We start from the raw sequence: 24,608 nt of genomic DNA, 5'->3' as shown, positions 1-24,608 counted from the left end.
ATTCAAATTCATTCTCGGCTCGGATGACGTTGCAAACCGCTGCAGTGTTCCGATAGATGCTTCATCAACGTTTCTTTCGCGGCGGATGCATCCGCTTGCTGGGAAAGACCCGTCAGATAAGCCAAGGCGTCATTCCACGTTTTTAGCGAAAAGGCTTCCGAAGGAATATGTAAAAGCTCCCTGGACAGATGGAATTGCTCCCATGGGCTGAGATACCGCAAATCTGACAGATACCCACATCCGGCCTTCTGGGCCAAGCACTCCAACAATTCTACCGACCATCTTTCTTCCACTTTATTCACCTCCTGTCATTTCAAAGGGAATATCCTAACCACAAACTTTCCTTTTCTGAACGATTCAATTACCGCAGAATAATGATTCTGGGGTAATCGTTACTGCTTCTAGGAAGAAAATTATTATTTTAATCAACTAAGGGCGTTCTGACAGGCATAAAAAGCAGACCTGCGCACATATTTCGCGGTGCAGGTCTATTTTTCGTATTTATTTTGCTGTTCTATATGTAATAAATGGTTGAAAATCTGCTCTGATACACTTATAATAGAGCTAATCAGTTCTACTTGTAACTGAGCAAGGGGGCCATGGAACCACAGAATCATTATTCCGTGGTGCTATGAGATCAGATGCATCCGCTGTAAGGTTCGCTCATGTTCCCGTGTGCCCATAGCTACATAGATACGCGTGGTGTCCACGGAGGCGTGTCCTAAAATATCCGCAAGATATGCCAGATTCTTTTTGATGGCATAATAGCATTTTGCAAACAAGTGCCGCAAATTGTGGGGAAAGACCTTTTCAGGATTTACCCGCGCCGCCCGGCACAGCTTTTTCATATCATGACAGATATTGCTTCGATCTAAGGGCTTTCCGGTACGGGTGCAGAACAGATACCCCGTTCGGATGCCTTTTTCTTTGGCATAGGCGTTCAATTTCCGGCACAGCTCTTTTGTCAAGAGAATGGTGCGGATTTTGCCTTTCATGCGGATTTCCGCTTTTCCTTTGTGCAATGCCTCCACAGTCAGAAAGGAAAGCTCACTGACCCGGATTCCGGTGGTGCAAATGGCAAGCATCACATGATACAGGCGGCTGTCCTTTTTCCTTTTGGCAGCGTCTAACAAGCGGTGGTATTCCGCTTCGGTCAAATCTCGGCTGTCATCCACAAATACCGTATGCTGGATTTTCAAAAACCTCACCTTGCAGGCCGCCAGCCCCAGGTAGTCCAGATAGGAATGAATGGCGGACAGCTTGGCATTTACGGTGCGGGCATGGTGGCTCTGTTGCAGTTGCTCTCGATATTCCAGCACCTTTGCTTTTGTAGGTTCTTCCCCCTGTAAAAATGAAAGAAACCAAACCAACTCACGAACATACTTTTGTATGGTTGCGTGAGATTTTTCATGTTCGGTCAAGTAGATGCGGTACTCCCGCAAGATTTCATTGTAATTTTGTTTCATCGTGTTTTACCTCTTCTAAATTGATAGTATGAAAGTAGTATGACAGAATCTTTTATACCGTATTCTCTGCAAAGGTAAAACAAAAGAACGGGTAAGTTTAACGATGTGCTGTAGACACGGACCGTCAAGCGAACGCGTCAAACGGATTCGGCATTTGTTTATCATTTGTTGTATGGAGGCCAAGGGCCTCTTATTTTTTTGCAAATTTTTCTTTCCAAAGCGCTATTTTGCGGGTAGTTTGATGGCTTCTCAGAGTATTAGGAGTGGAGGAAAAGAAAAACAGCAAGCATAGGAAGTGTATTAACACTTCCGAATTTTGCCCCAGCCCGCAAAGCTGGCTTGGTTGCAAAATGCTTGTTGAGGGGACACCCCCAAACCCCCAAAAGAAAGGAGCGGAAACGTGGCAGAACGCAAAAGAAAAATCCCGCTGATCGTCTATGTAACAGAGGATGAACGGGAAACAATACAACGAAAAATGGAGCTTGCCGGGAGCGCAAATAATTTTAGCAGATATGCCCGCAAGATGCTGATTGACGGTTATGTCATACAAGTCGATCACACACCTTTGAAAGAGCTTGCGCGAGAAATTGGCGGTATAGGTCGTAATATCAACCAAATTGCAGCCCGCGCGAACACCACGGGCAATTTGTACGCCGAAGATATACAAGAGATAAAGGAGCGGATGAACGAGGTTTGGCATATTGTGAGATACACCCTATTAAGTCAACGCTAAGAAAAGCACTTGACTATGTCACCAAGCCAGAAAAGACGGACGGCGGGCGGCTGGTGTCCTCCTATGGTTGTACCCCGGAAACGGCAGATGTAGAATTTTTCTACACGATTTCACAAGGCATGAACAAAGGGGACAATCTCGCACACCATATGATACAGAGCTTTGCCCCCGGTGAAGTCACCCCGGAAGAAGCGCACAAGCTGGGGCAGGAATGGGCTGAAAAGGTGTTAAAAGGCAAATATGAATATGTGATTGCAACACATACCGATAGCCGTTGTGTCAATAATCACATTATGTTTTGCGCGACCAATTTTGTCGATCATCACAAGTATATTTCAAATGAGCGCACCCTTGCACAAATACGCCGACTAAGCGACGATCTTTGCCGGACGCATGGTCTGTCTGTGATTGAAACGACGGAACGCAGCGCAAAGAGCAAGAGCGGCAAAGAATATCACGCCGCCCGCGAGGGTCGGGGCTGGAAATCTAAGCTATATCGTCTGATTGATGATACAATTCCCCATGTAAAAACTTTCGATGAATTATTGCAAAGGATATCGGCGGCGGGTTATGAAGTATCGCGGACAAAAAAGGTTTTAAAATTCCGTGCGCCGGGACAAGATAAATTCACACGGGGGCATGACGATTATACTGAAATGCGTATACGGGAACGGATAGCGGGCGGCGCATCACGCAAGCCCCAGCGCGACGACAAGGGTGTAAACCTTGTCATTGATATACAGAATAGCATAAAGGCCCAGCAAAATGAGGGCTATAAACGTTGGGCGAAAGTCTTTAACCTCAAAGAGACCTCAAAAGCTGTTAATTATTTAACGGAGCATAACATTACCGACCGGGAACAGCTTGCCCGCATCGTCAAAGACGCTGCCACAAAATTTGACAAGACCGCCGCCGATCTGCGCGGGATTGAAAAACGCTTGTCTGATGTATTGCTAACCATGAAGCATACAGAGAATTACCGCCGTATGAAGCCGACTTATGACAAGTACCTTGCGGCAAAAAACAAAGACCGCTATTATTCCGAACATGAAAGCAGCTTAATATTATTTCACGCTGCCAAAAAGGGGCTTGCCGATCTCGGCATTAAGGGTCGCGCCTCGATTCCCGCCGATCTGCATAAGGAGTATGGGAAGTTACAGAATAAAAAAGATAGTCTATACCGATCTTACAGGACGCAAAAAAAGGAAGTTCGGGAGCTTGAAATCATAAAGGCAAACGTGGATAGTCTCTTAGAGCCGCCCCGCCTGGAACGTGAGAGCAAGGAAAAACAGAGATAAAAAAGCGCGGATTTTCCGCGCTTTGCTCAAATTTTCTTATTTTCATCTTCTTTTTTAGATTCAAAGTAAAGGCGATAACTTGAAAGCAAGGTAATTATGCTATCCTTATCAACATGACTTAGAATATCATATAGTAAAGATAATTCCTCCGGTTTGTACTGATCAACTAACAACTTCATAACCGATGCTACCGTTTTATCCTTGCTATAATCAACACGGAAGAAATCTTCAAGTGTGATACCAAAAAATTCGCATATATCGTAAATACTGACTACATACGGACTGCGTTTTTTACATAACAAATCGGATATAAAATGCTCATTATATCCAACCAAATGACTAAGTGCTTTTCTGTTCGTTATTTCATTTTCGGTAAGCAATTCATTAACCCTTTGGGCTACAAATTTCTTTATATATTCTAAACTATCTTCATTCATGTAATCAGTATAATTCAATCATTAGTCTTGCCTTTAACGTAAGTCTCTTTGTTTAAGCTGTTATCGCGTAAAAGTATTGTCCTTTTATGATAATAGGCGTATAATAACAGCAAACCAATCCCAAAGGCGCAAAAGGTGTAGGCTATGTGTACCCACACACCAAAACACTACATATAAACCCACACCCTTTATATACATTTCTAGTCTACACCTGATTGCGCTATCGTTGGGTTAAATCAAGCGGTTTGCAACAAATTTTAATGCGTATTTGTTGCTAATATTTGGCGCGAATATGGGGAATGGAATGACGATTAGGAATCCCCACACCTTTTATTATCATCCATTACCCCTTACGCGCCATGCACATTGAAAAAATAAAATATTGATATGTCGGCGGGGCGCGTCAGTCAGTTCCAAACAAAGAGAGCATAGAATTTCTTGATTTTGAATAAAGACCAAGACCCCTATGTTGTGAAATAAGCATTTTTGCTGAAACTTGGTGTCCCGCGAGACGTATCATAATGTTTAAATACAAAAAGCGGGTATTGAAATACCCGCAAAGAAGCAAACGACTTTGCTATTTTTTATTTAGTTCTTTGGCTATCCCCAGCATATAACGCAACGCTTGTTCATTCAATGATTTTGTTTCTTCGTGAAGTTCGCTAACAAGCGCGGGTTCTTCAATGCTGGTGTCAAAGAAATCTGTAAGACTAACACCTAAATAGTCGCAAATATAGAATAGCAAAGGTATTGAGGGTAAGGCATTTTTATTTTCAATCCTGTTAATATAGCCCACACTTTGCCCGATTGAAAGGCTCATGTCCCTTTGGGAAACGCCTTTCCTTGATCTCAATTTTGATATACGATCACCTATAAAATCAATGTCCATATGATACCTGCCTTATTACTCATTATAGGGGATGAAGTACGCAAAAATATCCACTTAAATTATACGTTTTGCTCAATGTGTGTTATTACAGTATTCGTTGCGGCGTTTTTATATAATTTGAGTATATATCGCCGAATCGTCTCGCATTAAAAAGACTACGTGAGACCTGCAAAGAAAAGTCAAGCCGGAAATGAATAAAAAATGAAAGGTAAAAAATGGAACATCAAATAAAACCACCCTGAAATAAGCTGGTAAGCCAAGCAAAAAGAATATGTGGGCTACTGAACCGCCAAACTGCCTAGATGCTCCTTAACCCGTGCGTAGTAGATACGCAGGAACTTGTTGGCTCCTGCCATCATGTAGACGTAATAATGCTTACCCTCGCCGCGTTTTTTGTCAAGATATTGGAATACAGCATCATGAGAGGGCGCGTGTTTGAGCAGGCAGTCCATGACCTGAAAAAGCGTCTTTCTGAGTGAGGAAGAACCTCGTTTGGAAATGCCGGTACTCTGTGCTTCAAAGGCGCCGGACTGGAAAGGCGGTGCGTCGATACCGGCAAAAGCAACCAGCGACTGCTTACGGTTGAAACGTCGCACATCGCCAATTTCAGCCATGAGTTGAGGTCCTAACACATTGCCGACCCCTTGCATAGCCATGACAACAGGAAATTCCGGCAAGCCGGAGGCAAGGGAAAGCATCTGCTGCCGAATCAGAGCCAGCGTTTCCGATAGGGAGTTAAGCTGCGACACAGCTTGAGTAATAAGCTGTTTGGCAAAGGTGCTTCGAGGCAGTGTACTGACTTGTATGCAGGCGAAATCGTAGATGGCAGCGGCCTTAGTGGAAAGAAAGTTGTAACCTGTTCTTTTGCACCATTTTTGATAGCGCTGGGTAAAAACGTTTTTGGAAAGGCTGTTGACGCATTCAAAATGCCAAAATTTACCCACGAAGTCAATCCATTTTTCGTGACCGTCCCCCTTGCGGGGCGGGCTGGAGAACAGCATGTTGACACTCGGAAAGGTTTGGTCAAGCAAAGCGATGAGGCTGTTTTTAAGCATAACACTCTGCTTAACGTACTGGTTGCACTGGCGGGCGCAGGTTTAAGCATGTGGCGAACGTCTTCTTCCGGCGCATATTGCGGAAGATCAAGCCAATGGCTTAGAGCATAGCTGGCGATTTTAACAGCATCTTTCTTGTCCGTTTTGACCCGTCTAAGGGAATTTTGACCGTAGTCATGTACAAGAATAGCATTGACAACGGACACATAGAGGCCGGCTTCGTGCAGATGCCTGGCGACAGGCAGATAGTAATTGCCAGTATGCTCCATAACAATGCGGGTTTCACCGTCCAAACTTTTCAGACGTTCAACCAAACGTCTGAGTTCATGAGCGGTGTGCTGAATTTCAAAAGGTGAAGCAACCACCTCACCGAAGGGACGCAGGATAGCAACCATGCACTTGCCTTTGGAAATGTCGATACCGACAGCGTTCATAAGTATTCCTCCTGATTGATGTATTGTAATCGGTGCCCATCTCTTACCCATTGCCTATTCAATCTACTGAGTGACACGAACGCACGAGTGGTGGCTCTACCTGCAAAACGAACGCTGCAACAAGAGGATGGCTGACTGTCTCACGTACGGGCGTGTAGACCCAAGAAAGGAGTCGTCAGACCAATTACTCCCCTTATTGTAGCTTAGACTATGGGATGGAAAGGCGTATGGCTGGCTGCCATATCCTATCCATAAATTATTGTAGTAGGAAAGGAGCGCAAAAAATGATAGAAAATACTGGTTGCAGCTTTATTGATAATTTATCCAACAACGATTATGAACACAATTCCTCATTTTTTTATAAAATAGCCGATGCTTTACGCCACACATTTATGTACCTATATTCTATTGGTATAGAGAGATACACACTTATGGATAACTCTGAAACCAATTTGTATTTTGTACAAATTTTAGAAAACGCCTTATTTGATGCAGAATTGGAAAAGCCAAAGTTATATCTGTTCTCCCCATGCAAAGATTATGTATGGGAAAAGTCTCATGAATCAAAAGCTGTTAAGCTCATTGTCGATGAAGTTGTGTATATCAGGAAAAGAGCGACAAATGACCCCGCTGTCTTTGATATGACGTATCAAGCAGTTATCAATGAATCTGGAATTTTATTCCTCATGGACAAAAACAGGGATTCTGAATATTACAAATATGCCGTAAAGAAAGGAAAAACAATATATCTTTTAAATCCCGTTGATAAGGAATTTACGATTGAAAATGTGCGAGAATCTCGCGGGTGTCGCAACTTGCAAAAAGCGATATTTGCGAATAGCGATATTGAGCGCGAACACGTTGAATATGAAAGGCAATTAGAGCGCGAGGTCGAAAAAGCATTCTTAGTTGAAATGCGAGGGATTTTGCAGCCGAAAATAAGTCATGAGCAGAACAAATTACTTTCAAAACAGCATTACCCCAAAATCGCCAGCATAGATGAAAAATGCAATCTGCTAGATAGCATCATCCAGCTAAACGATGAAACAATCAATCAGCATTATTGGAATTGGAAAAATGAGGATGACATTTTGAATGACCTCTTAGCCGAAGCAACAGACGGGAAACAAGGTAAGATTGAGACAGTCAAGAGCAGAGCGGATAACTATTGGAAGATATTAAAACAGGCAATTTTTGCAAAACAAAGAATAATTGAAAGGAATAAAAGAAAATGAAAGTTATAAACGGGATACCATTTTACAGATTCCGGCATCAGTTGTGCGGGATTTGGTACGACAGCGATATTTCCGATCAGCTAACAACTAATCAAATAGCAGTATTAAGGGACAAAATAGTCACGGCAATCAAAAAGAAAATTGATTTAAATGTTAAAGCCTTCGCCATTCCTTTTTTTAACAAGGCAAATCTCATACCTTTAGAGATTGTCAAAGCAATGCGAAAAGAATATTATCTAAGCATCACGGGAATTTTCCCTTACAATTCATCTATTGACGATGAGCCTATCGAAGATAGGCAGCTTTGGAATGATGCTTACAAATCCTTAGATTTATGCTTTAGTGTTGAGCAAAACCCTAGTAATGGCGGGAACGAAATATATTTAAAGGGCTGCTTGAAACCTGTGGATATCTTATTGTTGTATATGGAGAAATACCAAGTCAACAGACATTTGATCTCATTTATAAAGCAAGTAATGATTATTACTGCAACATGAAAATTGTAACGTTGTAGGTATATAAATCATTCTTTACAGAACAGGTATCATGTATTATTTTAGTCATATAAAGGGGTGATTTTATGAAACAAGATTATGTAACCGATTGTGCGGAGTGCGGCGCACCTTGCCCCGCTGTTTTCAAAATCCCGCTTTGCCACGATTGCGCCGTCAAAAAGACGCGCAAGGATTTTCTAAAATTTGTCGTGTTGCCTGTTGTGCTGGCTCTTTTCCTTTACTGGTTTGCAACCATGATCTTTCAGACCAGCGAACACCGGGTAGCCTATACTTTACTATTTATGGGCGTACCGTATGGCATACGGCGTATGTTCCTTTGGGTTATCCCGGTCGGTTACGGATTAGCCGGAACAATCGGGATATTAGCCCTTAATATCATCGTCGGCGCTGTGATCGGCGTGGTGGTGCTGGTCTACCAGCTTATAAAAGCGGTCGTTTATATTGTCAAAACGATCATTGCCGCCGTCAAGATTGCAGGATATAAAAAGATTGAAATTTTGCAAGCATGATGTACCCCCAATCAAAAGAGCGTGACAGCCGCGAAACCTCGCAAGCTGCCACGCTCTTTACTAATATAATAAAAACACATTGACAAATATCTATGTGTGTTATATATTATATATAGACAGTTATCAATGTGAGGTTTGATATGAAAACAAACTATACGGATTATGCAAATACATTTAAAGCGATTGCCGAACCTACTAGATTGCAAATTATAGATATGCTTTCGTGTGGAGAACTTTGTGCGTGCGTAATTCATGAAAAGTTTGATATTACACAGCCGACCCTTTCCCACCATATGAAAATATTATGTGATAGCGGGATTGTTATTCCACGAAAAGATGGAAAATGGACACACTATTCTTTAAACGAGCAACGTCTAAATGAAATTCGTGATTTTATGAATATGTTGACGGTTACAGAGAAAGCTTGTATTTGCAACGAATAATTTTTTTTGAATAATATATAGACAATCGTCTATATATTAAAGGAGTATGCTTATGGAAGCAAAAACAAATCAAAGCATCGGATTTTTTGAAAAGTATTTGACGGTATGGGTTGTAATCTGTATGGTTGCGGGGATTCTTATTAGTCAATTTCTACCACAGATTCCAACTTTTCTGAATCAATTTGAGTATGCTAATGTATCTATCCCTATTGCACTACTGATTTGGATTATGATTTATCCCATGATGATGAAAGTAGATTTTAAGAGTATAAAAGATGTGGGGAAAAATCCGAAAGGGCTTTTTGTAACATGGGTTACTAATTGGCTGATAAAGCCGTTTACCATGTTTGGTATTGCTGTACTGTTTTTCTATGTGGTGTTCAAAAATTTGATTCCTCCCGAACTTGCAAAGGATTACCTTGCCGGAGCCGTACTTCTCGGAGCCGCGCCCTGTACTGCAATGGTTTTCGTTTGGAGTACACTGACAAAGGGAAATCCTGCATATACCGTGGTACAGGTTGCAACAAACGATCTGATTATTCTTTTTGCTTTCGTACCGATTGTAAAATTCTTGCTAGGCGTAGGCAATGTCGAAGTTCCGTGGGACACGTTATTCTTATCCATTCTACTGTTTGTAGTGATACCGCTCACGGCAGGAATCCTCACAAGGGTATTTATGGTAAAGAAAAAAGGAGTAGATTATTTCAATCAAAAATTTGTGCCAAAATTCAATAATGTTACAGTAATTGGTCTGCTCCTTACGCTTATCATTCTATTTTCGTTTCAAGGACAGACGATACTTGCAAATCCAGTGCATATCCTGTTAATTGCAGTGCCGCTTGTTATTCAGACGTTTTTGATTTTCTTTATCGCGTATTTTGCTTGTAAGCTGTTAAAGCTATCGTTTGACATAGCGGCTCCTGCTGGTATGATTGGCGCATCAAATTTTTTTGAATTGGCAGTAGCGGTAGCAATCGCGCTATTTGGAGCAAATTCTCCAGTCGCACTTGCGACGACGGTAGGTGTATTAGTAGAAGTCCCTGTTATGCTGACGCTTGTAAAAATTGCAAATAAAACTCAACGGTGGTTTCCTGCCGTGAATAGACTATAAAAAATCAAAGGAGTAAAGACATGAGTAATAATAAGAATATGAAAGACGAGATTAAAAAATACTATGGTGGTATTGCAAGCGAGGTAACTACGGGTACAGGGGAAGCTCCCTGCTGTTGCTGTAAGCCCCAAAAAAGCCAAGTATTGTACGACGATGAATATTTAGAGGGATTACCCGAAGAAGCATTGAAAGCATCAATCGGCTGTGCAAATCCAATCTTCTTGGCAAATATCCAGCAAGGCGAAACTGTACTTGATCTTGGTAGCGGGGGTGGAATTGACGTATTGATTTCTGCAAAATATGCAGGTGAAACGGGCAAGGTTTACGGGCTTGATATGACTGACGAAATGCTTCATTTGGCAAATGAAAATAAAGCACGAAGCGGAAAGAAAAATGTTGAATTTATTAAAGGCTACATTGAAGATATTCCGCTTGATGATAATACCGTTGACGTTGTTACCTCTAATTGCGTAATCAATTTAAGTGAAGATAAAAGCGCGGTACTTTGTGAAACATATCGAGTTTTGAAACCGGGCGGTCGTATTGCGATTGCCGATGTTGTGGAGTTAAAGCCTGTAAGGGCAGAGTTGCGAAAAAATGCTCAACTTTGGGTTGGTTGCATTTCTGGTGCTCTTTCGATTGAGACATATACCCAAAAACTGGAAGCGGCAGGATTCAAAAATATTGAAATCACGATAGTGGATTCTTACACAAAAGAGTTTTTGCGTGACTTTGCAACAAATAAGGGCTTGGAATTTGGTCTTTCTGATGAGGACGCAAACGAACTCGACAACGCATTTGCGAGTGCCTATGTAAAGGCTTATAAATAAGACAACAAAAAATAGCGTGACGGCCGCGAAACCTCGCAAGCTGCCACGCTCTTTTTTTGCTGTTATGTTACGCTTTAGACCCCGTTTTTCGGGTGTTTAGGTACAAACACCTTACCTTATGCAAATACGGCTTAAAAAGCCCCTGCTATTAAGAGGTTTTTTCGGCTCTAATGCGTAACATATTATTGCCTTTTTCGCCGCATACGCTCCCGCGCTTGATCGCGCTTAATCTGATTGACACATAAATTACAATACTTAGCTCTGTTGCTGCTCGACTGGAACAATGCGCCGCACTTCGCACAAGGCTTTTGCTTGTCCGGGGTTGAAAGCTCCGCGCAAAGGGTTTTATCAATCGGTAAAACCGCATTTTTGAACCACAAGCACAACATGGACTGTGACGCAATTTGCGGACAGGGTACAGGCTCCCCAGCGTCCAGCGCATCACAATTCCCTTGAACGTAATTGCAACACTCGGCACGGATAAGGACGTTTGCCCGCTTCGTCTGAAAGGGCGTAAACTGTTTCATGCGTCTACTTCCAAATCATCGGCTGGGACAAGACCGGGGGCAAGTTCCAAATATTCGCCGTCCGTCAATCCCTCCAGCTTATGAATTACAGCTTTGAAAACCTCCAGTAATTCCGGGTCGTAAACGTCCTCAGTAGCTGCGTACAAATCGCGTAACAGCCCCGCCCGTGTCCGAATGTCGTAAATGCAAATCAAATTTGTTTCTTCTACTGTGAAATACTCCATATCGTTATACCTCGCGTTCCTTGTTATTTTGTTTTGGTTGCTGTGCTGGACGTTCGCCCCGTGCGACGGATTGTTTATCCTTTTTGAGTTGCGCCCGGATTGACGGTCTTTTCTCGTCTTTGCTGGCAGCGCGGGCTTTGTCTGCCTTATTTGCTTTGATGATTTCCGTAATGGATATCGTTTCCCCAGCTTTAGCCCGCTTTTCCAGTTCGTCAACCGTGGGCGTGTTGTTGATCTGCCCGTCGATCATGTTATAATTTTGTTCCGTGGATTTCTCGGCGGTTTCTAATGGATTGATCGGGGTTTGCCGCTGCTCCTGTAACAATGTCATAAAGTCCGGCACTTCGGTAAAACCGAATCTATCCACATAATAAGCCTTTTCCATACCGTCGCGCTGGGTAACGATCACGTCCGAAACAGATAGCGAATGCCCTATGAAGTTTTCAGGGCGATAAAGGTTGAACCGAACATAAATATCTTCAAGGGTTTTGTCTTTGGGAAACTCGCCGTTATATAGATAGCGGTAATTTGCAGGGTCAACCGCCACGCCGTCGGCTCGTAGGCTGTTTAGCGAGATAAAGCCGTATTTTTCTGTTGCCTTGTCTGTAAGCTGGTAAATAGAAAAAGTGTCCTTGTTCTCGATTAGCCCCGGGGCTTTTTCGCTCTCTTGCGTTTGCTCCATGTTGAGCGTCGCAATCTGCGCGTCAACGTCCGTTATAATCTCTGCCGCCGTTTTACGAATAACGTTAAGGGACGCTTTCAATTCGGCGGTTTCCTTTCCGCTGCTCCACCCTGCAACATAGCCAAATGAATAACTTGATGTGTCCAGCCCGTAATGTTGACAAACACAATATGCCACACTTTCGGCTTGTACCTCCCTGGTTTGCTTGTCATATGGTAGCTTTTGCTTATCTTCCGTTGTCTTTAAATCTAGGTCGTGCAGCTTGGCGTGTGAAATTTCATGTATAGTGGTCTTAATCGTCTGTGCTTCGCTCATATCTTTTTTAATCGCAATTCGTTTATCCGCAAAGCTGTAATAACCGTTTGCGCTGCCCTCAATCGTTTCAAAATCAATAGGAACAGGCGATACTTTTTCCAGCGCATCAAAAAACCGCTTATAGTTTGGGACTTTACCGCTAAGCATACTCATGGGAATTTCGGGTAATTCTTTGCCGTAGGTTTGCGAAACGTCGAAAACCGTAACGGTATGATAGCCGATCATTTCCTTTTCGACCGTTTCCTTTACGGGTTTTCCGTCGCTGCCGATCACTGGCTTACCTGTCTTGGGGTCGGTTTTGTTTTCTTTTTCTAATACCTTAAACTTTGTAGGGGCAATGATTTTAAGACCCTTTTGTCCTTTTATAACGTGCCGATCAAATTTCTTTTCCCATGCGCGGAAACCCGCTACATGAGAAGCATCTGGCTTTTGCAGGAATATGAGCATACTATTGTTTATGGAATAATCATAAAACTTTGACATCGTGCTAAGATATTCTTTAAATTGGTCTGATTCAAAGATTTCCTTTACGCCCTGTTCCAGCTTGTCGGTAATCTCCTGCATCTGCTCTTTTCGGGTATGTGTTTCAAAAACAATAGGCGCGGGTGAATGCCCTGCGCCTATCACTTCATTATTTTGTGCTTCGCTCAAAATTATACTCCTTTCGTGTTTTTCGGGGGTTTGGGGGCTTGCCCCTCAACAAGCACTTTGCCCCGCCCAGCTTCGCGGGCCGGGGCAAAGTTGGAAGTGTGTTAATACACTTCCTATGCTTGTTAAGATACCAATTCCCGGATATTAACTTTTGAAAACCTTGCCTTTATGCTCAAATTCCAGCCTAAAATTGACGTACTTGCCGCCCGTGTCCGCAAGGATAATCTGCGCGTCATATGTTTTTCCAGTCTTTGGGCTATAAAGGTTCTTTGCCTTAACTCGCCCGGACTTCAAAAGCTCCGTTGCCATTCGAGGAGTAAGGCTTGTTTTTTTGTCCCGGAAAAATTTATCATTCTTCCACATGACAAAGCCACAATCCTTATTTGCACAATAAAAGTTTGTGCGGCTCTCGTGGACGTTGCCACCGCAACGGGGACAAATGCCGATGACGGGTTTATCAAACTGAAAACGGCTCCGCTGGTCGTTTGTCACTTCGGGGACTGTTTCGACCAGTTCCCGGACATATCCCGCGATACTGTCCATAAACTCGGCAGCTCCGCTTTTGCCCCGTGCGATCTCTGTTAAGGTGTTTTCCCATTCTGCCGTAAGTTTTGGGGACGTGAGTTTTTCGGGCAATACGGATATAAGGGCTGTGCCGCGCTCGGTCGGGATAATCTGTTTTCCTTTGCGACTGGCAAATCCTTTTTGCACCAGCTTTTCGATCACGCCCGCACGGGTCGCCGGGGTTCCCAGCCCGCGCCGTTCGGCTTCGGGGTCTGTGTCCTCGTTCCCGGCTCGTTCCATTGCGGCAAGTAATGTGTCCTCTGTGTAGGGCTTCGGTGGGGCTGTCCAGCTTTCGGACGTGGACGCTTGCACTTCTAAAAACGTCTGCCCCTCGACAAGCTGGGGCAACGGCGGCATTTCGGTTTCCTCGTCATCGGATTTCTCTTTTATGCTGTTTTTAAAAGCCTTTTCAACCGCTTTCCAGCCCTCGGCGGTCACGGCTCTGCCTTTCGCGGCGAACGCATGACCCGCGCAATCAAATTCAGCGGTAACAGCTTCAAACATATGCGGGTCGCTAACCGCGCACGCTAGGCGGGCAGATATCAGATATAAAATGTTTCTTTCCCCGTCTGGCAGGGGGGTAAGGTCTGCGATTCCCACTTGCAGGGTTGGAATGATTGCGTGGTGGTCTGAAACTTTTTTGTCGTTGACGGTCTGTGTAACGTTGGGCTTCAGTTCGTCCCGAATTGCTTCAGCAAATGGCAGCTTCAAAACCACCTTGACGATCTCGGCGGCTGTGTCTGTCATATCATGTGTCAAATACTGGCTATCCGTGCGCGGATAGGTTGTCAATTTCTTTTCGTACAGATTTTGGACATAGTCGAGCGATTGCTGCGCCGTATATCCATAGATACGGTTTGCGTCGCGCTGTAAAGTGGTAAGGTCGTACAGCTTCGGCGGGCGAGCTATTTTGTTTTCGGAAATGACGGAACGTAAAACGGCTTGCTTTCCGTCGCAAGCCGTCCGTATTGTTTCCGCTTCTGCTGGGTTAAATGTTTTCGCGCCCGTCGCGTCGATCTCGCCACATTGGATATGCGGGACGTAATATTTTTCTTTTATAAAGTTCTTGATCTGCGCGTCCCGCTGGGTCAACATGGCAAGGGTCGGCGATTGTACACGCCCCACATTCAGCGAACCATTATATAAGACAGAATATAACCGGGTCGCGTTGATACCTACCAGCCAATCGGCTTTTTGGCGGCAAAGAGCCGAAGCGTAAAGCTCGTCGTACTCCGCACCGTCTTTGAGGTTGTCAAAGCCCTGTTTTATTGCGCTATCTTCCATTGACGAAATCCACAAGCGGGAGAACGGTTTTTTACAGCCTGTTTGCTTGTAGACCAAACGGAAAATAAGCTCACCCTCGCGCCCGGCGTCTGTCGCGCAAATAAGGCTTTCGACATCTGCCCGCCGCATAAGTTCTTTTAATATAGCAAACTGTTTTTGCTTGGCTTTTGAAATCACGTAATGCCATACGTCCGGGATGATCGGTAAATCCTCCTTTGTCCACTTGGAATATTTCGGGTCATACACTTCGGCGTGGGCTGGCTCCACCAAATGACCAACGCACCACGAGACCAGATAACCGTTTCCCTCGCAATATCCGTCTTTTACTTCTTTCGCACCGATCACGTTTGCAATCGACCGCGCGACACTTGGTTTTTCCGCAATTACTAATTTCACTCGCTATCCTCCTGATCGTTTTTGGTTTCGTCCTCGAAGTCGTCCGGGTCGTTTTCATCCTCAAAATCGTCTGCGTAGTCCTCGATATCGTCCATACTGCCCAACGCTTGTTTTGCCTTGCGCTTCTTAACCGCAAATGCGATCACGCCCACCAAAGCAATCACAACAACCACACCGATCATCATAATAGTATTATTACTGGCGGGTTGTTGTTCCGGCTCGGCTGTGGGTGCCGGATTTTCAGCTTGTGCGCTTGCCGATGCTTCGGATGACGGCTCTGTGGTAGGGGTCGGCTGCGTCGTTGCCCCGCCAAAAATATTTTTTTCCTGCTCGTCCTCGGTAAAGTTCAAAAGGTCGTTTTCCGTTACTTCGGTAAGCAGGAAAACATTATCAGACGTTTTCTTATTGTCCACGATCAAATAGAACACTTTGCCGCTCTTGGTTTCAATCGTGAAAAATTCTTTTTCCGGGGCTTCGTCTTTGTCCGTAGAGCTACCGCCGCCGTCCTGCTCCGCGCTGGTCGTGCTTGCCGTCGCCGTGCTGGGTGGGGTTGCGCTGTGGGCTGTTGTCTCTGCCGTCGCCGTTGGTATCGGCTCCGCGGTTGGCGTTCCTGCCGCGGGGTCGTCCGCTTGGGCGGCTGCCACTGTCGGCATTGCAAGCATGGCAATGATAACGATAATAAGCACCAGCAAAATATTGATTGTGATTCTATGTTTTCTTTTCATCCTCATACGTTAGTTTCCTCGCTTTCATCATGTGCCGGGGTTTCCGGCTGGTCGTCTTTCATTTTTGGGGTTTTCTGTTTTTGCAAAAAACGCCGTAATTCGTCCGGGGTCATTTTGATTGCCCGCACTGCCTGTATAATTTGCAAATTTTCTTCCTGCGTTTTTTGCTGCTCCAAATTCTTTAGCTTCTTTTGTGCGCTCACGATCTGCGCCTTTGTCTTGTCGATTTCTTTAATAATTTTGTCGATCTTGTCCATTGTGTTCCTTTCCTTATCCTGTTAGCCGACCGAACGAATAAAAGTGCTTTGTCCAGTATGGCGTTTCAAATGACGAATAGCCGATAGGCTTTCCAGCTTCAAGCATCATTCCATTCCCGACGTAAAATGCAACGTGCGTTACAGGATGACCCGCGCTATGCGTTCCTGTAAAAAATATAAGGTCGCCGGGGTGGGCTTCTTCACGCGAAATAGGGGTACACATATTGTAAAGCCCCTGCGCGTTCGTGCGCCCGACGTTTGCCACACCCGACGCATTGAGACACCAACATACATACCCGCTGCAATCAAAGGACGTTGCCGGGGTGCTGCCGCCCCAAACGTAGGGCATACCGATGTATTTTGTCGCTTCGGCTAAAAGTCGCTGGTAGGTTTCGTCATCGTAGGGTTCGCCGGGATAACCGCCTATGCCGCCACCGCCCGGTACACCATTCAAACCGCCGCTGCCGCACTCTACAAAATAATACGGGTTGAGCGTTTCGCCATTTTGCGAATATTCAAGGTATAGCGTGCCGCCGCTCGTGCCGATCTCGTCCCCGGTCTTGACTTCCCGACCGTCCGACACGCTCACGCTTACAAGCCCGTCATAAATGTAACGCAGACCGTCCGCACAATCGACTATAAGGCGGCTCCCTGCTTGCGTGACTGTTCCGGGCTGTCCTGCAAGCAAGGTTGTGCCGTAGGGAATGGAAAGCGTTACGCCGTCCGAATAGGAAATGCCGCCATTGTACGAATAGCCGTAGGGGGTTGTAATATAAAGTGTCCAATCACAATCAATCGGTTTGCCGAAATGCTGGCGGCTCCCTCGGCTCTGCACATACCCGTCATACATTTTTCGTTGCTCGTCATCCATACGACCCGCCGCAATCACGGAAAACATATTGACTGTCACATTGATATTGAAAATTCTTACTTCGTATTCTTCGGTTTTCGTGATAACCTCGCCCGTGGCTGGGTCTGTCGTTTCAACCGCGCGGGTGCGGGTTTCGGTCGTTGCTTCCGTCCATAACTGGAATTGCTCGTCAAACAGTTCATCCAAAACGGGGCTTATATCCTCGAAAATAAAATCTTTATGTGCGGCGGTTAAAAATGCCATTAGCTCGTAAGGGTTATGCTCCACTTCGCCAATGTTATAACGGTACTCGTCGTAGCCGGGGTTTTGCCCCTCCAGGCTATACGCTTCTTGTAATAACTCGGCTTCCTTTTGCGTGTAATAGTCCTGCGCTTCGTTTATGTCCCGATCTGCCGCTAGGTAGGCTGTGCCGATCATTGCCGTGCTGCTCTGCGCGATCATAGCCCCCACGGTTGCCACAAGAGAAGCAACAAAAATAACGATCACGATTACAGCAATAGCGATCACAAGAGCGACGGGGTGGCGCATCAAAACGCCCGCTGTCCGCGCGGTTTTTCTTGCGGTTCTCCCGCCTGTTTTTGCCGCCGACTTTGCCGCCTTACGCGCACCTTTCGCATACTGCTTTTTAATTGCCCGTTTTTGTATGGCTCGTTTAATTGCGGGGGCGTTTTTGCTTTTTGCGCTGCTCTCTGCCGTCCAGCGATAAATACGGTTTGTTTGCGTCCTTACCGTGCGGCGGTCAAGACCCAGCGCACGGCGGGCTTTTAACGTGTTGCTCCGCTTTCGTACCCGCCGCCCAACCGCAAGGGTCGTGTTTACCGTGCGTTGCTCCGTTCGCTGTCCTGCCTTGACCGCCAAATTTTCGTCCTCGACGTGTTGATGTAGCTTGCTGCGTAAATACATTGCGCCGGCTCCCGCCGACTTTGCAATCGGCGTGATTCTTGCAGTCTTTGCTTGATCGTCAAAGATTAGTTTTGTTTTGTATATCTTTTTTTGTATGCTTTGCGCCTTTGACTGTATCGCATTATTTCCCGCCTTTTTACCGCCTGTTTCTGATCGGTCAAAAGGCGGAATTGAATTAACCGCCTTATTAGTAGGCTTTTCCTGTAATGCTTGTGACCGTTTCCGTGGAGCGGGGCGGCGTTTCGGCTGCCCCCGTGGTTTTTGTTTCGGGGTCGGTTGCGTTCCTTTTCCCGTTTGCTCATGGATTGGATCTCCGGGTCGTGCTTTTTTTGTCGTTCCGTCCGCAAGGTTTTCATCAACCAGCCCGTCACGGGTCATCTTTTGGACAACCTTATCTTTCGCCTTTAGCTCAAATTCCTTGCGCTCCAAGTGGCTCATTGCTTGTTTACCTCGTCGGGTTTGGTCGTCATGATCTTATATAGCTGTGTGTCTTTCGGGAAGTGATCAACAAAAGGAATGATCGTATTCCCAAAATACAAAAGCCCCTCGCCCTCATTGCTGTTTGTGACGTATGATAATTGTTGCGGCGAAATAGATAACTGTTTTGCAATTCGTTGACGGTCGCCGGGAGCTTGGTTGAGCATATACACAAAATCCGAATTGTCAAAGATGTTTTCGATCTCCGGGGATAATAGCAGCGTTTTGACATTTTGCGTTATCCCTGTCGGAATGCCGTTCCACTTCCTAAACCGCTGCCAAATTTCCACACTGTACGCCGCTGTTTGTTGGTCTTTGAAAAGCAAGTGAAATTCGTCGATATAAAACCGGGTTGCCTTGTGTCCCTCAAAACGGTTTACCGTAACCATGTTCCACGCTTGATCTTCCAGTATAAGCATACCCAGCTTTTTTAAAGCCTTTCCCAGCCGCCGAATATCAAACGTAATCATGCGCTTATCGGTAAGCCCTATAATGTTTGTACGGTTATTGAACACATTAAGCGTACCCGTAACGTACATTTCAAGTGCTGTTGCGACGCGCTGCGCTTCTGGCTCTGGTTGCTGCCTTAATGCCCGGTAAAGGTCGCCCAATACAGGGACGTTTTCGGGTTTCGGGTTTGCGATATATTCCCTGTAAATAAGGGAAACACAACGATCAATTACCGTGCGTTCGATTGGTTCAAGCCCATTTCTGCCGCCACAAATGAGTTCGCAGAACGAAAGCACAAAATCACTTTTGAGAGTTAGCGGGTTATCATCCTCCGAATAGTTAAGGTTGATATCCAGCGGGTTTATACATTGCTTGCTGTTCGGGGATAGTTCGATCACTTGACCGCCCAGCTTCAAAGTCAATGCGCCGTATTCACTTTCCGGGTCGCATACCAATATTTGATCTCGCGTAAGCAGGAACACGTTTACGATCTCACGCTTTGCCGAAAAACTTTTCCCGGCTCCCGGTGTTCCCAAGATAAGACCGTTCGGAGTTTTTAGCTGTTTGCGATCTGCCATTATCATATTATTAGATAAGGCATTAAGCCCGTAGTACAGGGATTGCGGACTATGTGAAAAAAGCTCTTGCGTTGTAAACGGTACAAATATTGCCGCGCTGGACGTGGTAAGTCCGCGCTGTATGGGAACAAGGTTTCGACCCAGTGGTAAGCTGCTTGCAAGTGCGTTTTCCTGTTGGAAATCAAGCGGCTTTAACGTGCAATTATATTTCTGTGCAATCCCTGCCGCCGCAAATGTTGCATTATCCAGCTTCTTTTTATCGTCTGCCGTATTCATGACAAGGAACGTAACTAAGAACATTCTTTCATTGCGGCTCTGCAAGTCTTTTAATAAGTTTTTTGCTTCGTCGCCATATGTCGCAAGGTCTGACGGTATAATGTCCATGTCGTACCCGCTGCGAACCGCCTTTTTCTGTTCCTCAATCTTCATTTTGTCAAGGTCTGTAATCTTTCGCTTTACGAGCTTGACGGCGGCGTTTTGGTCGATTGACTGAATATGCAGATTGACGATCAAATCAGTGTCCATGTCGAGATAATCGGCAAGCATACGGTCGGAAAGCTCCGGGGCAAGTATTTGCAGATACGAAACCGCGCCGATTTTGCGTCCCATTGTAAACATCCGATCATCTCGAAAGCTAAACGATGTTGGCGCAATAAAATCTTTTGTGGACAATCCCGATTGATACGTCAAATCCCAATTAAACATAAAGGGTTCTTTGCTGTCCGCATGGAATATGTCGTGCAACACTTTTAAACGGTCGTACCCGTTTAGCAATGATGCCCGAACGCCCAGCACCTTAAAGTTGTTCATTACGTCCATTTCAATGCGTTCAAGCCGCTGTTTCGCGCTTGCGAAGTCGTCCGCTTCAATACCGAATGTAAGGAATTTGCGCTTTTGTAGTCCGTTATTGCCTTTGGCAAGCTGGTCTTTTAACATACTCGCATATTCCTTGCGTATGTCGTCAAAGCTATCTCCCTGCGGTGGTATATCAATGATCTTCGCAAAGTTTTTCATATTGACGGATTGATTGATAAACGTAAGTTGTACCGTGATTGAGCTATCAAAGTAGTTGAGAAAATCACAATAATTTTCAAAAATCGTCGTCTTGTCCTCATTGTTTGCAAGCTGGTATGTGATATCTTGAAATTCAAGCATTTTTGTGTATAGCCTGTCCGTAACCCTGCATATCCCGTCACGATACATACGCAAATAGGGGATTGTATCTTGCGCCGTCCGTGGGTTTGCCGCCTTGCGCTTTTTCATTGCGGCAACGACGCGCTGTTTCTCCTGTGGTGGTAATTTCCTGTTGGGTGAACCGTGCAGTAATTTCATTCCTGTGTTATTTCCTGCGGGTGGTGTTTTTCTTGCCCGCTGCTTCTTTTTTGCTTTTTGCAATATTCATTTCCTCCTTTTTCCGTTCGTCAATTTCCTTTTGTAATTCCGCATAAAAATTGCGCGTCTGATAAGGTCGTTTGCGCTTACGGATGAAATGCGAACCGATATAATTTTTTAGAATCCGTTCAAGTGGCTGTCCGTCTTTTTCGTACATAGCACAAAAGAAAAACGGCATCATAATTACGATCATAATAAAAGCCGCTAAAGACGTTCCGATGTGTGATTTTGTCAAAAGGTAAAAGGGAATACCCACGCCCCCGGCGATCGCAAAGCAAATAAGCTGGCGTTTGGTGAGGTTAAAGGCAACCTTGCTTTTTACCTTGTTCAAATCCTTTGGTACTGGCACATATGGCATAAAAATCAACTCCATTCCTTTTAGTGAGCGTTAAAGATGCTCTTTGAGAATGTCCCTGTTTTGAATAGGGCAAAACAAAGAAGCACGGTATAACCCGCAATCATCCAAATGCTCGCGTGTATGTTCTCCGTGACGGTTAGCGTATTGATAAGAACGGCGTAAATCCCAACACACACCATAATCAAAAGCCCTTGAAATGCAAGAGCTACTAAGCCCCGCAAGTAGTTTGTCCCCATGCTGCCCCATTCTTTATTGGTGAACGTGGCAAAGGGGATAGGTGCTAAACTGCAATACAAATAAATTTCGATCATGCGACCTGCGATTACTAAGGTTATGAGCAATGAGAAAATGAGCATTGCAAACTTGATAATGTATGTTTCCAGCACCAGCCCCAGCAGTTCACCGATTCCCATTGCGTTTAGTCCTGCTTGCATCTGCTCCAGCACGGCGGCAATGTCAATCGCCGTATTTTCTCCAATCGCGCCCGCGCTGGCATTGATAGCATATTGTGCTATGTCGAATACTCCCATAACGATTGTCATTGTGTTTGCAACGATGAACACCGCAATCCCTGCTTTCAAAAAGTATTTAAAAAAGCTGAATGTGTCAAAATCGTGCATATTGTTTCGGTCGGTTATCATCGTGACAAGCTCGTACACCAGCACAAACGTTATTATCATGCCTGCAATGGGAACAATTACCGTATCGGATATGTTCTTTATCATGGCGAATATTTCACCGTTCCAACCGACCGGGGTTTGTCCAACGTCCCCGGCAATCGTACCGACTTTGGTATTTACATCATTGAACATATCCGTTAGGTTGCCCTCAACAACGCCTTTCAAAAATTCCTTAATCGCATTTCCTATCTGTTCAAATATCCAACCCATAGGCGATTACCCGAATAGCCCTGCAAGTGTCGGCACAAGGGTAAGCCCAATGACGATCACACCACCGCCCGCCATAAGCTGTTTCATCCCCAATTAGGTGTAAAAACTCTGCTCGATGGCGGGCGGCGGCGTACAAAAAATCTATATGGTGTTGTTAAGAGAACCGTCCCGGCGGGACAGGTCAGGCAGTGACCTGTTCCACCTCCGGGATGGGTTTGAGATTAAAATGAATTTCGATAGAAATGTGTCTTGTTTTATCTTCGTCAATGCGCTCATGCACAACGATTTCTTTGATTAAGCGGTTGAGGGTGGCTGCGTCCAGCTCTGTGATGTTGGCGTATTCCTGAATGGCTTCCACCCATTGTTTTGCATCATTGGCAAGCTGGACTTCATCGGACAGCCGCTTTCTGCCCTCGGACACTTTTGTTTTAAGCTCCGTCTGCTCGGTCTGTGTCTTTTCCAGCATGGTGTTGAAATTCTGCTCACTGATACGCCCTGCAATCATATCCTCATAAAGCCGCATGACCATTTTGTCCAGAACCTCAATCCGTTCCTCGTCCCTTGTAAGGGAGCGTTCCATTGCTTCCCGCTGTTCCCGCTGCTCGGCTTCACAGGTATTGGTCAGGCGGTCGGCAACCGCTTCCCCGTCCATCAGGGCAGCTCTGGCACATTCCCGGATTTTCCGCAGCACATGGCTGTAAAGGGTGTCATAATCAATCCGGTGCTGGGTGCAGTGGTTCTTTCCAAAGGCATTGTAGGTCTTGCAGGAGTAAATCCGCTGGGGATGTTTAGCGTTTGTGTAGCGTACCGTCAGCGACTTCCCACACTCGCCGCATTTTAACAGTCCGGCAAACAGGCTGATTTCATTGGTCTGCCCCGGACGCTGGCGGGATTTCAGCTTGTTCTGCACAATGTCAAAGCTCATGCTGTCAATCAGCGGTTCATGCTGTCCCTCCACCACAATCCAGTCCTCCGGCTTCTTTTCCCCAATCGTGCCGATTTTGAAGCGGTAGTCCTTTTTCTGGGAAGCAATCGCCCCGGTGTAGACGGGATTCATCAAAAGGTCTTTGATAACGGAGAAGTCCCACATATACCGCCCGTTTTCTGGGTCTTTCTTTTCCCATTTGGTGCGGGTATTGCGAAGCCCCCGTTCCCGGTTCCACCATGTAGGGCAGGGGATTTTTTCTTTCTCCAGCCGTCTGCGGATATAGTTCGGACCATGACCGTTCAGGGCATATCCGAAAATCAGCCGCACAATCGGGGCGGTTTCCTCGTCAATGAGCAGATGGTTTTTGTCCTCCGGGTCTTTCCGATACCCAAACGGGGCAAGACACCCGGTAAACTGTCCTTTCTGCGCTTTCAGAAGATAAGAGGAATGGACTTTCTTGGAAATATCCTTGCTGTACATCTCGTTCAGGATATTCTTGAACGGGGCAATGTCGTTGTTATCCCGCAGGGTGTCGATGCCGTCATTCATGGCGATATAGCGGACACCGTTTCTTGGGAAAAAGTCCTCAATCAAATGCCCGGTTTGCAGATAATTACGCCCCAGTCGGCTGAGGTCTTTCGTGATGACAAGGTTGATCTGCCTGCGCTCAATGGCTCTCAACATTCTCTGTAGGTCAGGACGCTCCATGTTAAGACCTGTGAAGCCATCGTCCTGATAGACTGCCACAACCTCCCATCCCTGCTTTTCGCAGTATTTTTCCAGCATATCACGCTGGTTTGCGATACTGGCACTTTCGCCTTGCAGGTCATCGTCCTTTGACAGCCTGCAATAGACCGCCGCACGATAACCCCCGGCAAGTGCCGAACCGATTGTTCTGTATTCCATTTCGTTCATCATAGCCATTTACCCACACAATCCAGACGGTATCTGGCTCTTTTGAACCTCATCTTCATTATAGCCTATATCTTTCTTTTTAGCAAGATATTCTTTTGCATTTGTCTTTCCGTATTTCTGGGAAATCAGGCTGACGAACACATCAGTGGCGTCAAGCTCCCCGTCAAATACAGTGGTCACATGAATCTCTGTTTTGTTTTTTGCCATAGGCAGTTATCCTCCATACATGAAAATAGCCAGACAGAGGGTGTCGGCAACGAAGTCCG

At 45.4% G+C, this 24,608-nt stretch carries 24 protein-coding genes and 2 pseudogenes; 8 read left to right on the top strand and 18 right to left on the bottom strand.

Annotation, left to right across the window (positions count from 1 at the left end):
* Positions 1-8 precede the first annotated feature (8 nt).
* Both BN6471_RS00555 and BN6471_RS00550 read right to left on the bottom strand, forming a co-directional pair.
* On the bottom strand, positions 9-293 hold the full coding sequence (locus BN6471_RS00555; RefSeq protein WP_066523730.1) for a hypothetical protein: 285 nt from the start codon (positions 291-293) through the stop codon (positions 9-11).
* A 336-nt stretch (positions 294-629) separates the two neighbouring features.
* Positions 630-1,466: a tyrosine-type recombinase/integrase gene (locus BN6471_RS00550; RefSeq protein WP_002573990.1), complete on the bottom strand. Its 837-nt coding sequence runs from the start codon at positions 1,464-1,466 to the stop codon at positions 630-632.
* 400 nt (positions 1,467-1,866) lie between these two features.
* Here BN6471_RS00550 and BN6471_RS00545 point away from each other — a divergent pair, with 400 nt between their 5' ends.
* Both BN6471_RS00545 and BN6471_RS00540 read left to right on the top strand, forming a co-directional pair.
* On the top strand, positions 1,867-2,199 hold the full coding sequence (locus BN6471_RS00545; RefSeq protein WP_066523729.1) for a plasmid mobilization protein: 333 nt from the start codon (positions 1,867-1,869) through the stop codon (positions 2,197-2,199).
* The gene (locus tag BN6471_RS00540) at positions 2,160-3,497 is read left to right on the top strand and encodes a relaxase/mobilization nuclease domain-containing protein (RefSeq protein WP_066644474.1); all 1,338 of its coding nucleotides are present in this window, start codon (positions 2,160-2,162) and stop codon (positions 3,495-3,497) included. Before BN6471_RS00545 ends, BN6471_RS00540 begins: the two co-directional genes overlap by 40 nt.
* Positions 3,498-3,523: 26 nt before the next feature.
* On the opposite strand, the gene BN6471_RS00535 is transcribed toward BN6471_RS00540, so the two are convergent.
* The 3 genes and pseudogenes from BN6471_RS00535 to BN6471_RS00525 form a co-directional block, all read right to left on the bottom strand.
* Entirely contained in the window at positions 3,524-3,952 is a 429-nt protein-coding gene (locus BN6471_RS00535) for a helix-turn-helix domain-containing protein (protein WP_066523727.1), read from the bottom strand.
* Between the two features lie 559 nt (positions 3,953-4,511).
* Positions 4,512-4,823: a helix-turn-helix domain-containing protein gene (locus BN6471_RS00530; RefSeq protein ID WP_066523725.1), complete on the bottom strand. Its 312-nt coding sequence runs from the start codon at positions 4,821-4,823 to the stop codon at positions 4,512-4,514.
* Between the two features lie 278 nt (positions 4,824-5,101).
* Positions 5,102-6,312, bottom strand: a pseudogene (locus BN6471_RS00525) (IS110 family RNA-guided transposase).
* A 284-nt stretch (positions 6,313-6,596) separates the two neighbouring features.
* On the opposite strand from BN6471_RS00525, the gene BN6471_RS00520 reads away from it, so the two are divergent.
* The 6 genes from BN6471_RS00520 (at position 6,597) to arsM (ending at position 10,955) form a co-directional block, all read left to right on the top strand.
* Positions 6,597-7,547, top strand: a complete 951-nt coding sequence (locus BN6471_RS00520) for a hypothetical protein (RefSeq protein WP_066522989.1) — start codon at positions 6,597-6,599, stop codon at positions 7,545-7,547.
* Positions 7,544-8,044: a hypothetical protein gene (locus tag BN6471_RS00515; protein WP_066522988.1), complete on the top strand. Its 501-nt coding sequence runs from the start codon at positions 7,544-7,546 to the stop codon at positions 8,042-8,044. Before BN6471_RS00520 ends, BN6471_RS00515 begins: the two co-directional genes overlap by 4 nt.
* 83 nt (positions 8,045-8,127) lie before the next feature.
* The gene (locus BN6471_RS00510) at positions 8,128-8,571 is read left to right on the top strand and encodes a DUF6050 family protein (RefSeq protein ID WP_242861811.1); all 444 of its coding nucleotides are present in this window, start codon (positions 8,128-8,130) and stop codon (positions 8,569-8,571) included.
* Between the two features lie 140 nt (positions 8,572-8,711).
* Complete coding sequence (locus tag BN6471_RS12435) at positions 8,712-9,014, top strand: ArsR/SmtB family transcription factor (RefSeq protein ID WP_074025738.1); 303 nt, start codon at positions 8,712-8,714, stop codon at positions 9,012-9,014.
* Positions 9,015-9,066: 52 nt separating this feature from the next.
* The gene (gene arsB / locus BN6471_RS00505) at positions 9,067-10,125 is read left to right on the top strand and encodes an ACR3 family arsenite efflux transporter (RefSeq protein ID WP_066522985.1); all 1,059 of its coding nucleotides are present in this window, start codon (positions 9,067-9,069) and stop codon (positions 10,123-10,125) included.
* A 20-nt stretch (positions 10,126-10,145) separates the two neighbouring features.
* Positions 10,146-10,955: an arsenite methyltransferase gene (gene arsM / locus BN6471_RS00500; protein WP_066522983.1), complete on the top strand. Its 810-nt coding sequence runs from the start codon at positions 10,146-10,148 to the stop codon at positions 10,953-10,955.
* 182 nt (positions 10,956-11,137) lie between these two features.
* Here the strand turns inward: arsM and BN6471_RS00495 are convergent, their stop codons facing one another.
* From BN6471_RS00495 to BN6471_RS00440, 13 genes and pseudogenes are all read right to left on the bottom strand, one after another.
* Positions 11,138-11,482 carry a cysteine-rich VLP protein gene (locus tag BN6471_RS00495; protein ID WP_066522981.1) on the bottom strand — a complete coding sequence of 115 codons (345 nt, stop codon included), beginning with the start codon at positions 11,480-11,482 and terminating at the stop codon, positions 11,138-11,140.
* Entirely contained in the window at positions 11,479-11,706 is a 228-nt protein-coding gene (locus tag BN6471_RS00490) for a transposon-transfer assisting family protein (protein WP_066522979.1), read from the bottom strand. Before BN6471_RS00490 ends, BN6471_RS00495 begins: the two co-directional genes overlap by 4 nt.
* A 4-nt stretch (positions 11,707-11,710) precedes the next feature.
* Positions 11,711-13,267, bottom strand: coding sequence for a YodL domain-containing protein (locus tag BN6471_RS00485; protein ID WP_082903264.1), 1,557 nt, complete (start codon positions 13,265-13,267; stop codon positions 11,711-11,713).
* Between the two features lie 231 nt (positions 13,268-13,498).
* Positions 13,499-15,598: a DNA topoisomerase 3 gene (locus BN6471_RS00480; RefSeq protein ID WP_066644467.1), complete on the bottom strand. Its 2,100-nt coding sequence runs from the start codon at positions 15,596-15,598 to the stop codon at positions 13,499-13,501.
* The gene (locus BN6471_RS00475; RefSeq protein ID WP_066522976.1) at positions 15,595-16,329 is read right to left on the bottom strand and encodes a CD1107 family mobile element protein; all 735 of its coding nucleotides are present in this window, start codon (positions 16,327-16,329) and stop codon (positions 15,595-15,597) included. The genes BN6471_RS00480 and BN6471_RS00475 overlap by 4 nt, the downstream gene beginning before the upstream one ends.
* Entirely contained in the window at positions 16,326-16,580 is a 255-nt protein-coding gene (locus BN6471_RS00470) for a DUF4315 family protein (protein WP_066522974.1), read from the bottom strand. The genes BN6471_RS00475 and BN6471_RS00470 overlap by 4 nt, the downstream gene beginning before the upstream one ends.
* A 13-nt stretch (positions 16,581-16,593) precedes the next feature.
* Positions 16,594-18,354: a C40 family peptidase gene (locus BN6471_RS00465; RefSeq protein ID WP_162270155.1), complete on the bottom strand. Its 1,761-nt coding sequence runs from the start codon at positions 18,352-18,354 to the stop codon at positions 16,594-16,596.
* A gap of 434 nt (positions 18,355-18,788) precedes the next feature.
* The gene (locus BN6471_RS00460) at positions 18,789-21,191 is read right to left on the bottom strand and encodes a VirB4-like conjugal transfer ATPase, CD1110 family (RefSeq protein WP_066644464.1); all 2,403 of its coding nucleotides are present in this window, start codon (positions 21,189-21,191) and stop codon (positions 18,789-18,791) included.
* A 7-nt stretch (positions 21,192-21,198) separates the two neighbouring features.
* On the bottom strand, positions 21,199-21,609 hold the full coding sequence (locus tag BN6471_RS00455) for a PrgI family protein (RefSeq protein ID WP_066522971.1): 411 nt from the start codon (positions 21,607-21,609) through the stop codon (positions 21,199-21,201).
* A 20-nt stretch (positions 21,610-21,629) separates the two neighbouring features.
* Complete coding sequence (locus BN6471_RS00450) at positions 21,630-22,499, bottom strand: VirB6/TrbL-like conjugal transfer protein, CD1112 family (protein ID WP_066522970.1); 870 nt, start codon at positions 22,497-22,499, stop codon at positions 21,630-21,632.
* A 6-nt stretch (positions 22,500-22,505) separates the two neighbouring features.
* Positions 22,506-22,589, bottom strand: a pseudogene (locus tag BN6471_RS12430) (Maff2 family mobile element protein); the annotation flags it as partial.
* A 91-nt stretch (positions 22,590-22,680) separates the two neighbouring features.
* Positions 22,681-24,351 carry a recombinase family protein gene (locus BN6471_RS00445; RefSeq protein ID WP_002584321.1) on the bottom strand — a complete coding sequence of 557 codons (1,671 nt, stop codon included), beginning with the start codon at positions 24,349-24,351 and terminating at the stop codon, positions 22,681-22,683.
* Positions 24,352-24,549 carry a hypothetical protein gene (locus BN6471_RS00440; RefSeq protein ID WP_002592708.1) on the bottom strand — a complete coding sequence of 66 codons (198 nt, stop codon included), beginning with the start codon at positions 24,547-24,549 and terminating at the stop codon, positions 24,352-24,354. It abuts the gene before it with no gap.
* Positions 24,550-24,608: the final 59 nt, after the last annotated feature.

It is taken from the genome of Christensenella timonensis (assembly GCF_900087015.1).
In the GTDB taxonomy this organism is placed as follows: Bacteria; Bacillota; Clostridia; order Christensenellales; family Christensenellaceae; genus Christensenella; species Christensenella timonensis.
The sequence above is the reverse complement of the archived record's forward strand: the minus strand, read 5'-3'. Positions and strand labels throughout refer to the sequence as shown.

Coding starts and splice junctions, on each gene's coding strand:
- BN6471_RS00550 (WP_002573990.1), bottom strand. CDS start 1,466: ATGAAACAAAATTACAATGAAATCTTGCGGGAGTACCGCATCTACTTG.
- BN6471_RS00530 (WP_066523725.1), bottom strand. CDS start 4,823: ATGGACATTGATTTTATAGGTGATCGTATATCAAAATTGAGATCAAGG.
- BN6471_RS00520 (WP_066522989.1), top strand. CDS start 6,597: ATGATAGAAAATACTGGTTGCAGCTTTATTGATAATTTATCCAACAAC.
- BN6471_RS00515 (WP_066522988.1), top strand. CDS start 7,544: ATGAAAGTTATAAACGGGATACCATTTTACAGATTCCGGCATCAGTTG.
- BN6471_RS00510 (WP_242861811.1), top strand. CDS start 8,128: ATGAAACAAGATTATGTAACCGATTGTGCGGAGTGCGGCGCACCTTGC.
- BN6471_RS12435 (WP_074025738.1), top strand. CDS start 8,712: ATGAAAACAAACTATACGGATTATGCAAATACATTTAAAGCGATTGCC.
- arsB (WP_066522985.1), top strand. CDS start 9,067: ATGGAAGCAAAAACAAATCAAAGCATCGGATTTTTTGAAAAGTATTTG.
- arsM (WP_066522983.1), top strand. CDS start 10,146: ATGAGTAATAATAAGAATATGAAAGACGAGATTAAAAAATACTATGGT.
- BN6471_RS00495 (WP_066522981.1), bottom strand. CDS start 11,482: ATGAAACAGTTTACGCCCTTTCAGACGAAGCGGGCAAACGTCCTTATC.
- BN6471_RS00490 (WP_066522979.1), bottom strand. CDS start 11,706: ATGGAGTATTTCACAGTAGAAGAAACAAATTTGATTTGCATTTACGAC.
- BN6471_RS00485 (WP_082903264.1), bottom strand. CDS start 13,267: ATGCAGGAGATTACCGACAAGCTGGAACAGGGCGTAAAGGAAATCTTT.
- BN6471_RS00475 (WP_066522976.1), bottom strand. CDS start 16,329: ATGAGGATGAAAAGAAAACATAGAATCACAATCAATATTTTGCTGGTG.
- BN6471_RS00470 (WP_066522974.1), bottom strand. CDS start 16,580: ATGGACAAGATCGACAAAATTATTAAAGAAATCGACAAGACAAAGGCG.
- BN6471_RS00465 (WP_162270155.1), bottom strand. CDS start 18,354: ATGTATTTACGCAGCAAGCTACATCAACACGTCGAGGACGAAAATTTG.
- BN6471_RS00460 (WP_066644464.1), bottom strand. CDS start 21,191: ATGAAATTACTGCACGGTTCACCCAACAGGAAATTACCACCACAGGAG.
- BN6471_RS00455 (WP_066522971.1), bottom strand. CDS start 21,609: ATGCCATATGTGCCAGTACCAAAGGATTTGAACAAGGTAAAAAGCAAG.
- BN6471_RS00450 (WP_066522970.1), bottom strand. CDS start 22,499: ATGGGTTGGATATTTGAACAGATAGGAAATGCGATTAAGGAATTTTTG.
- BN6471_RS00445 (WP_002584321.1), bottom strand. CDS start 24,351: ATGGCTATGATGAACGAAATGGAATACAGAACAATCGGTTCGGCACTT.
- BN6471_RS00440 (WP_002592708.1), bottom strand. CDS start 24,549: ATGGCAAAAAACAAAACAGAGATTCATGTGACCACTGTATTTGACGGG.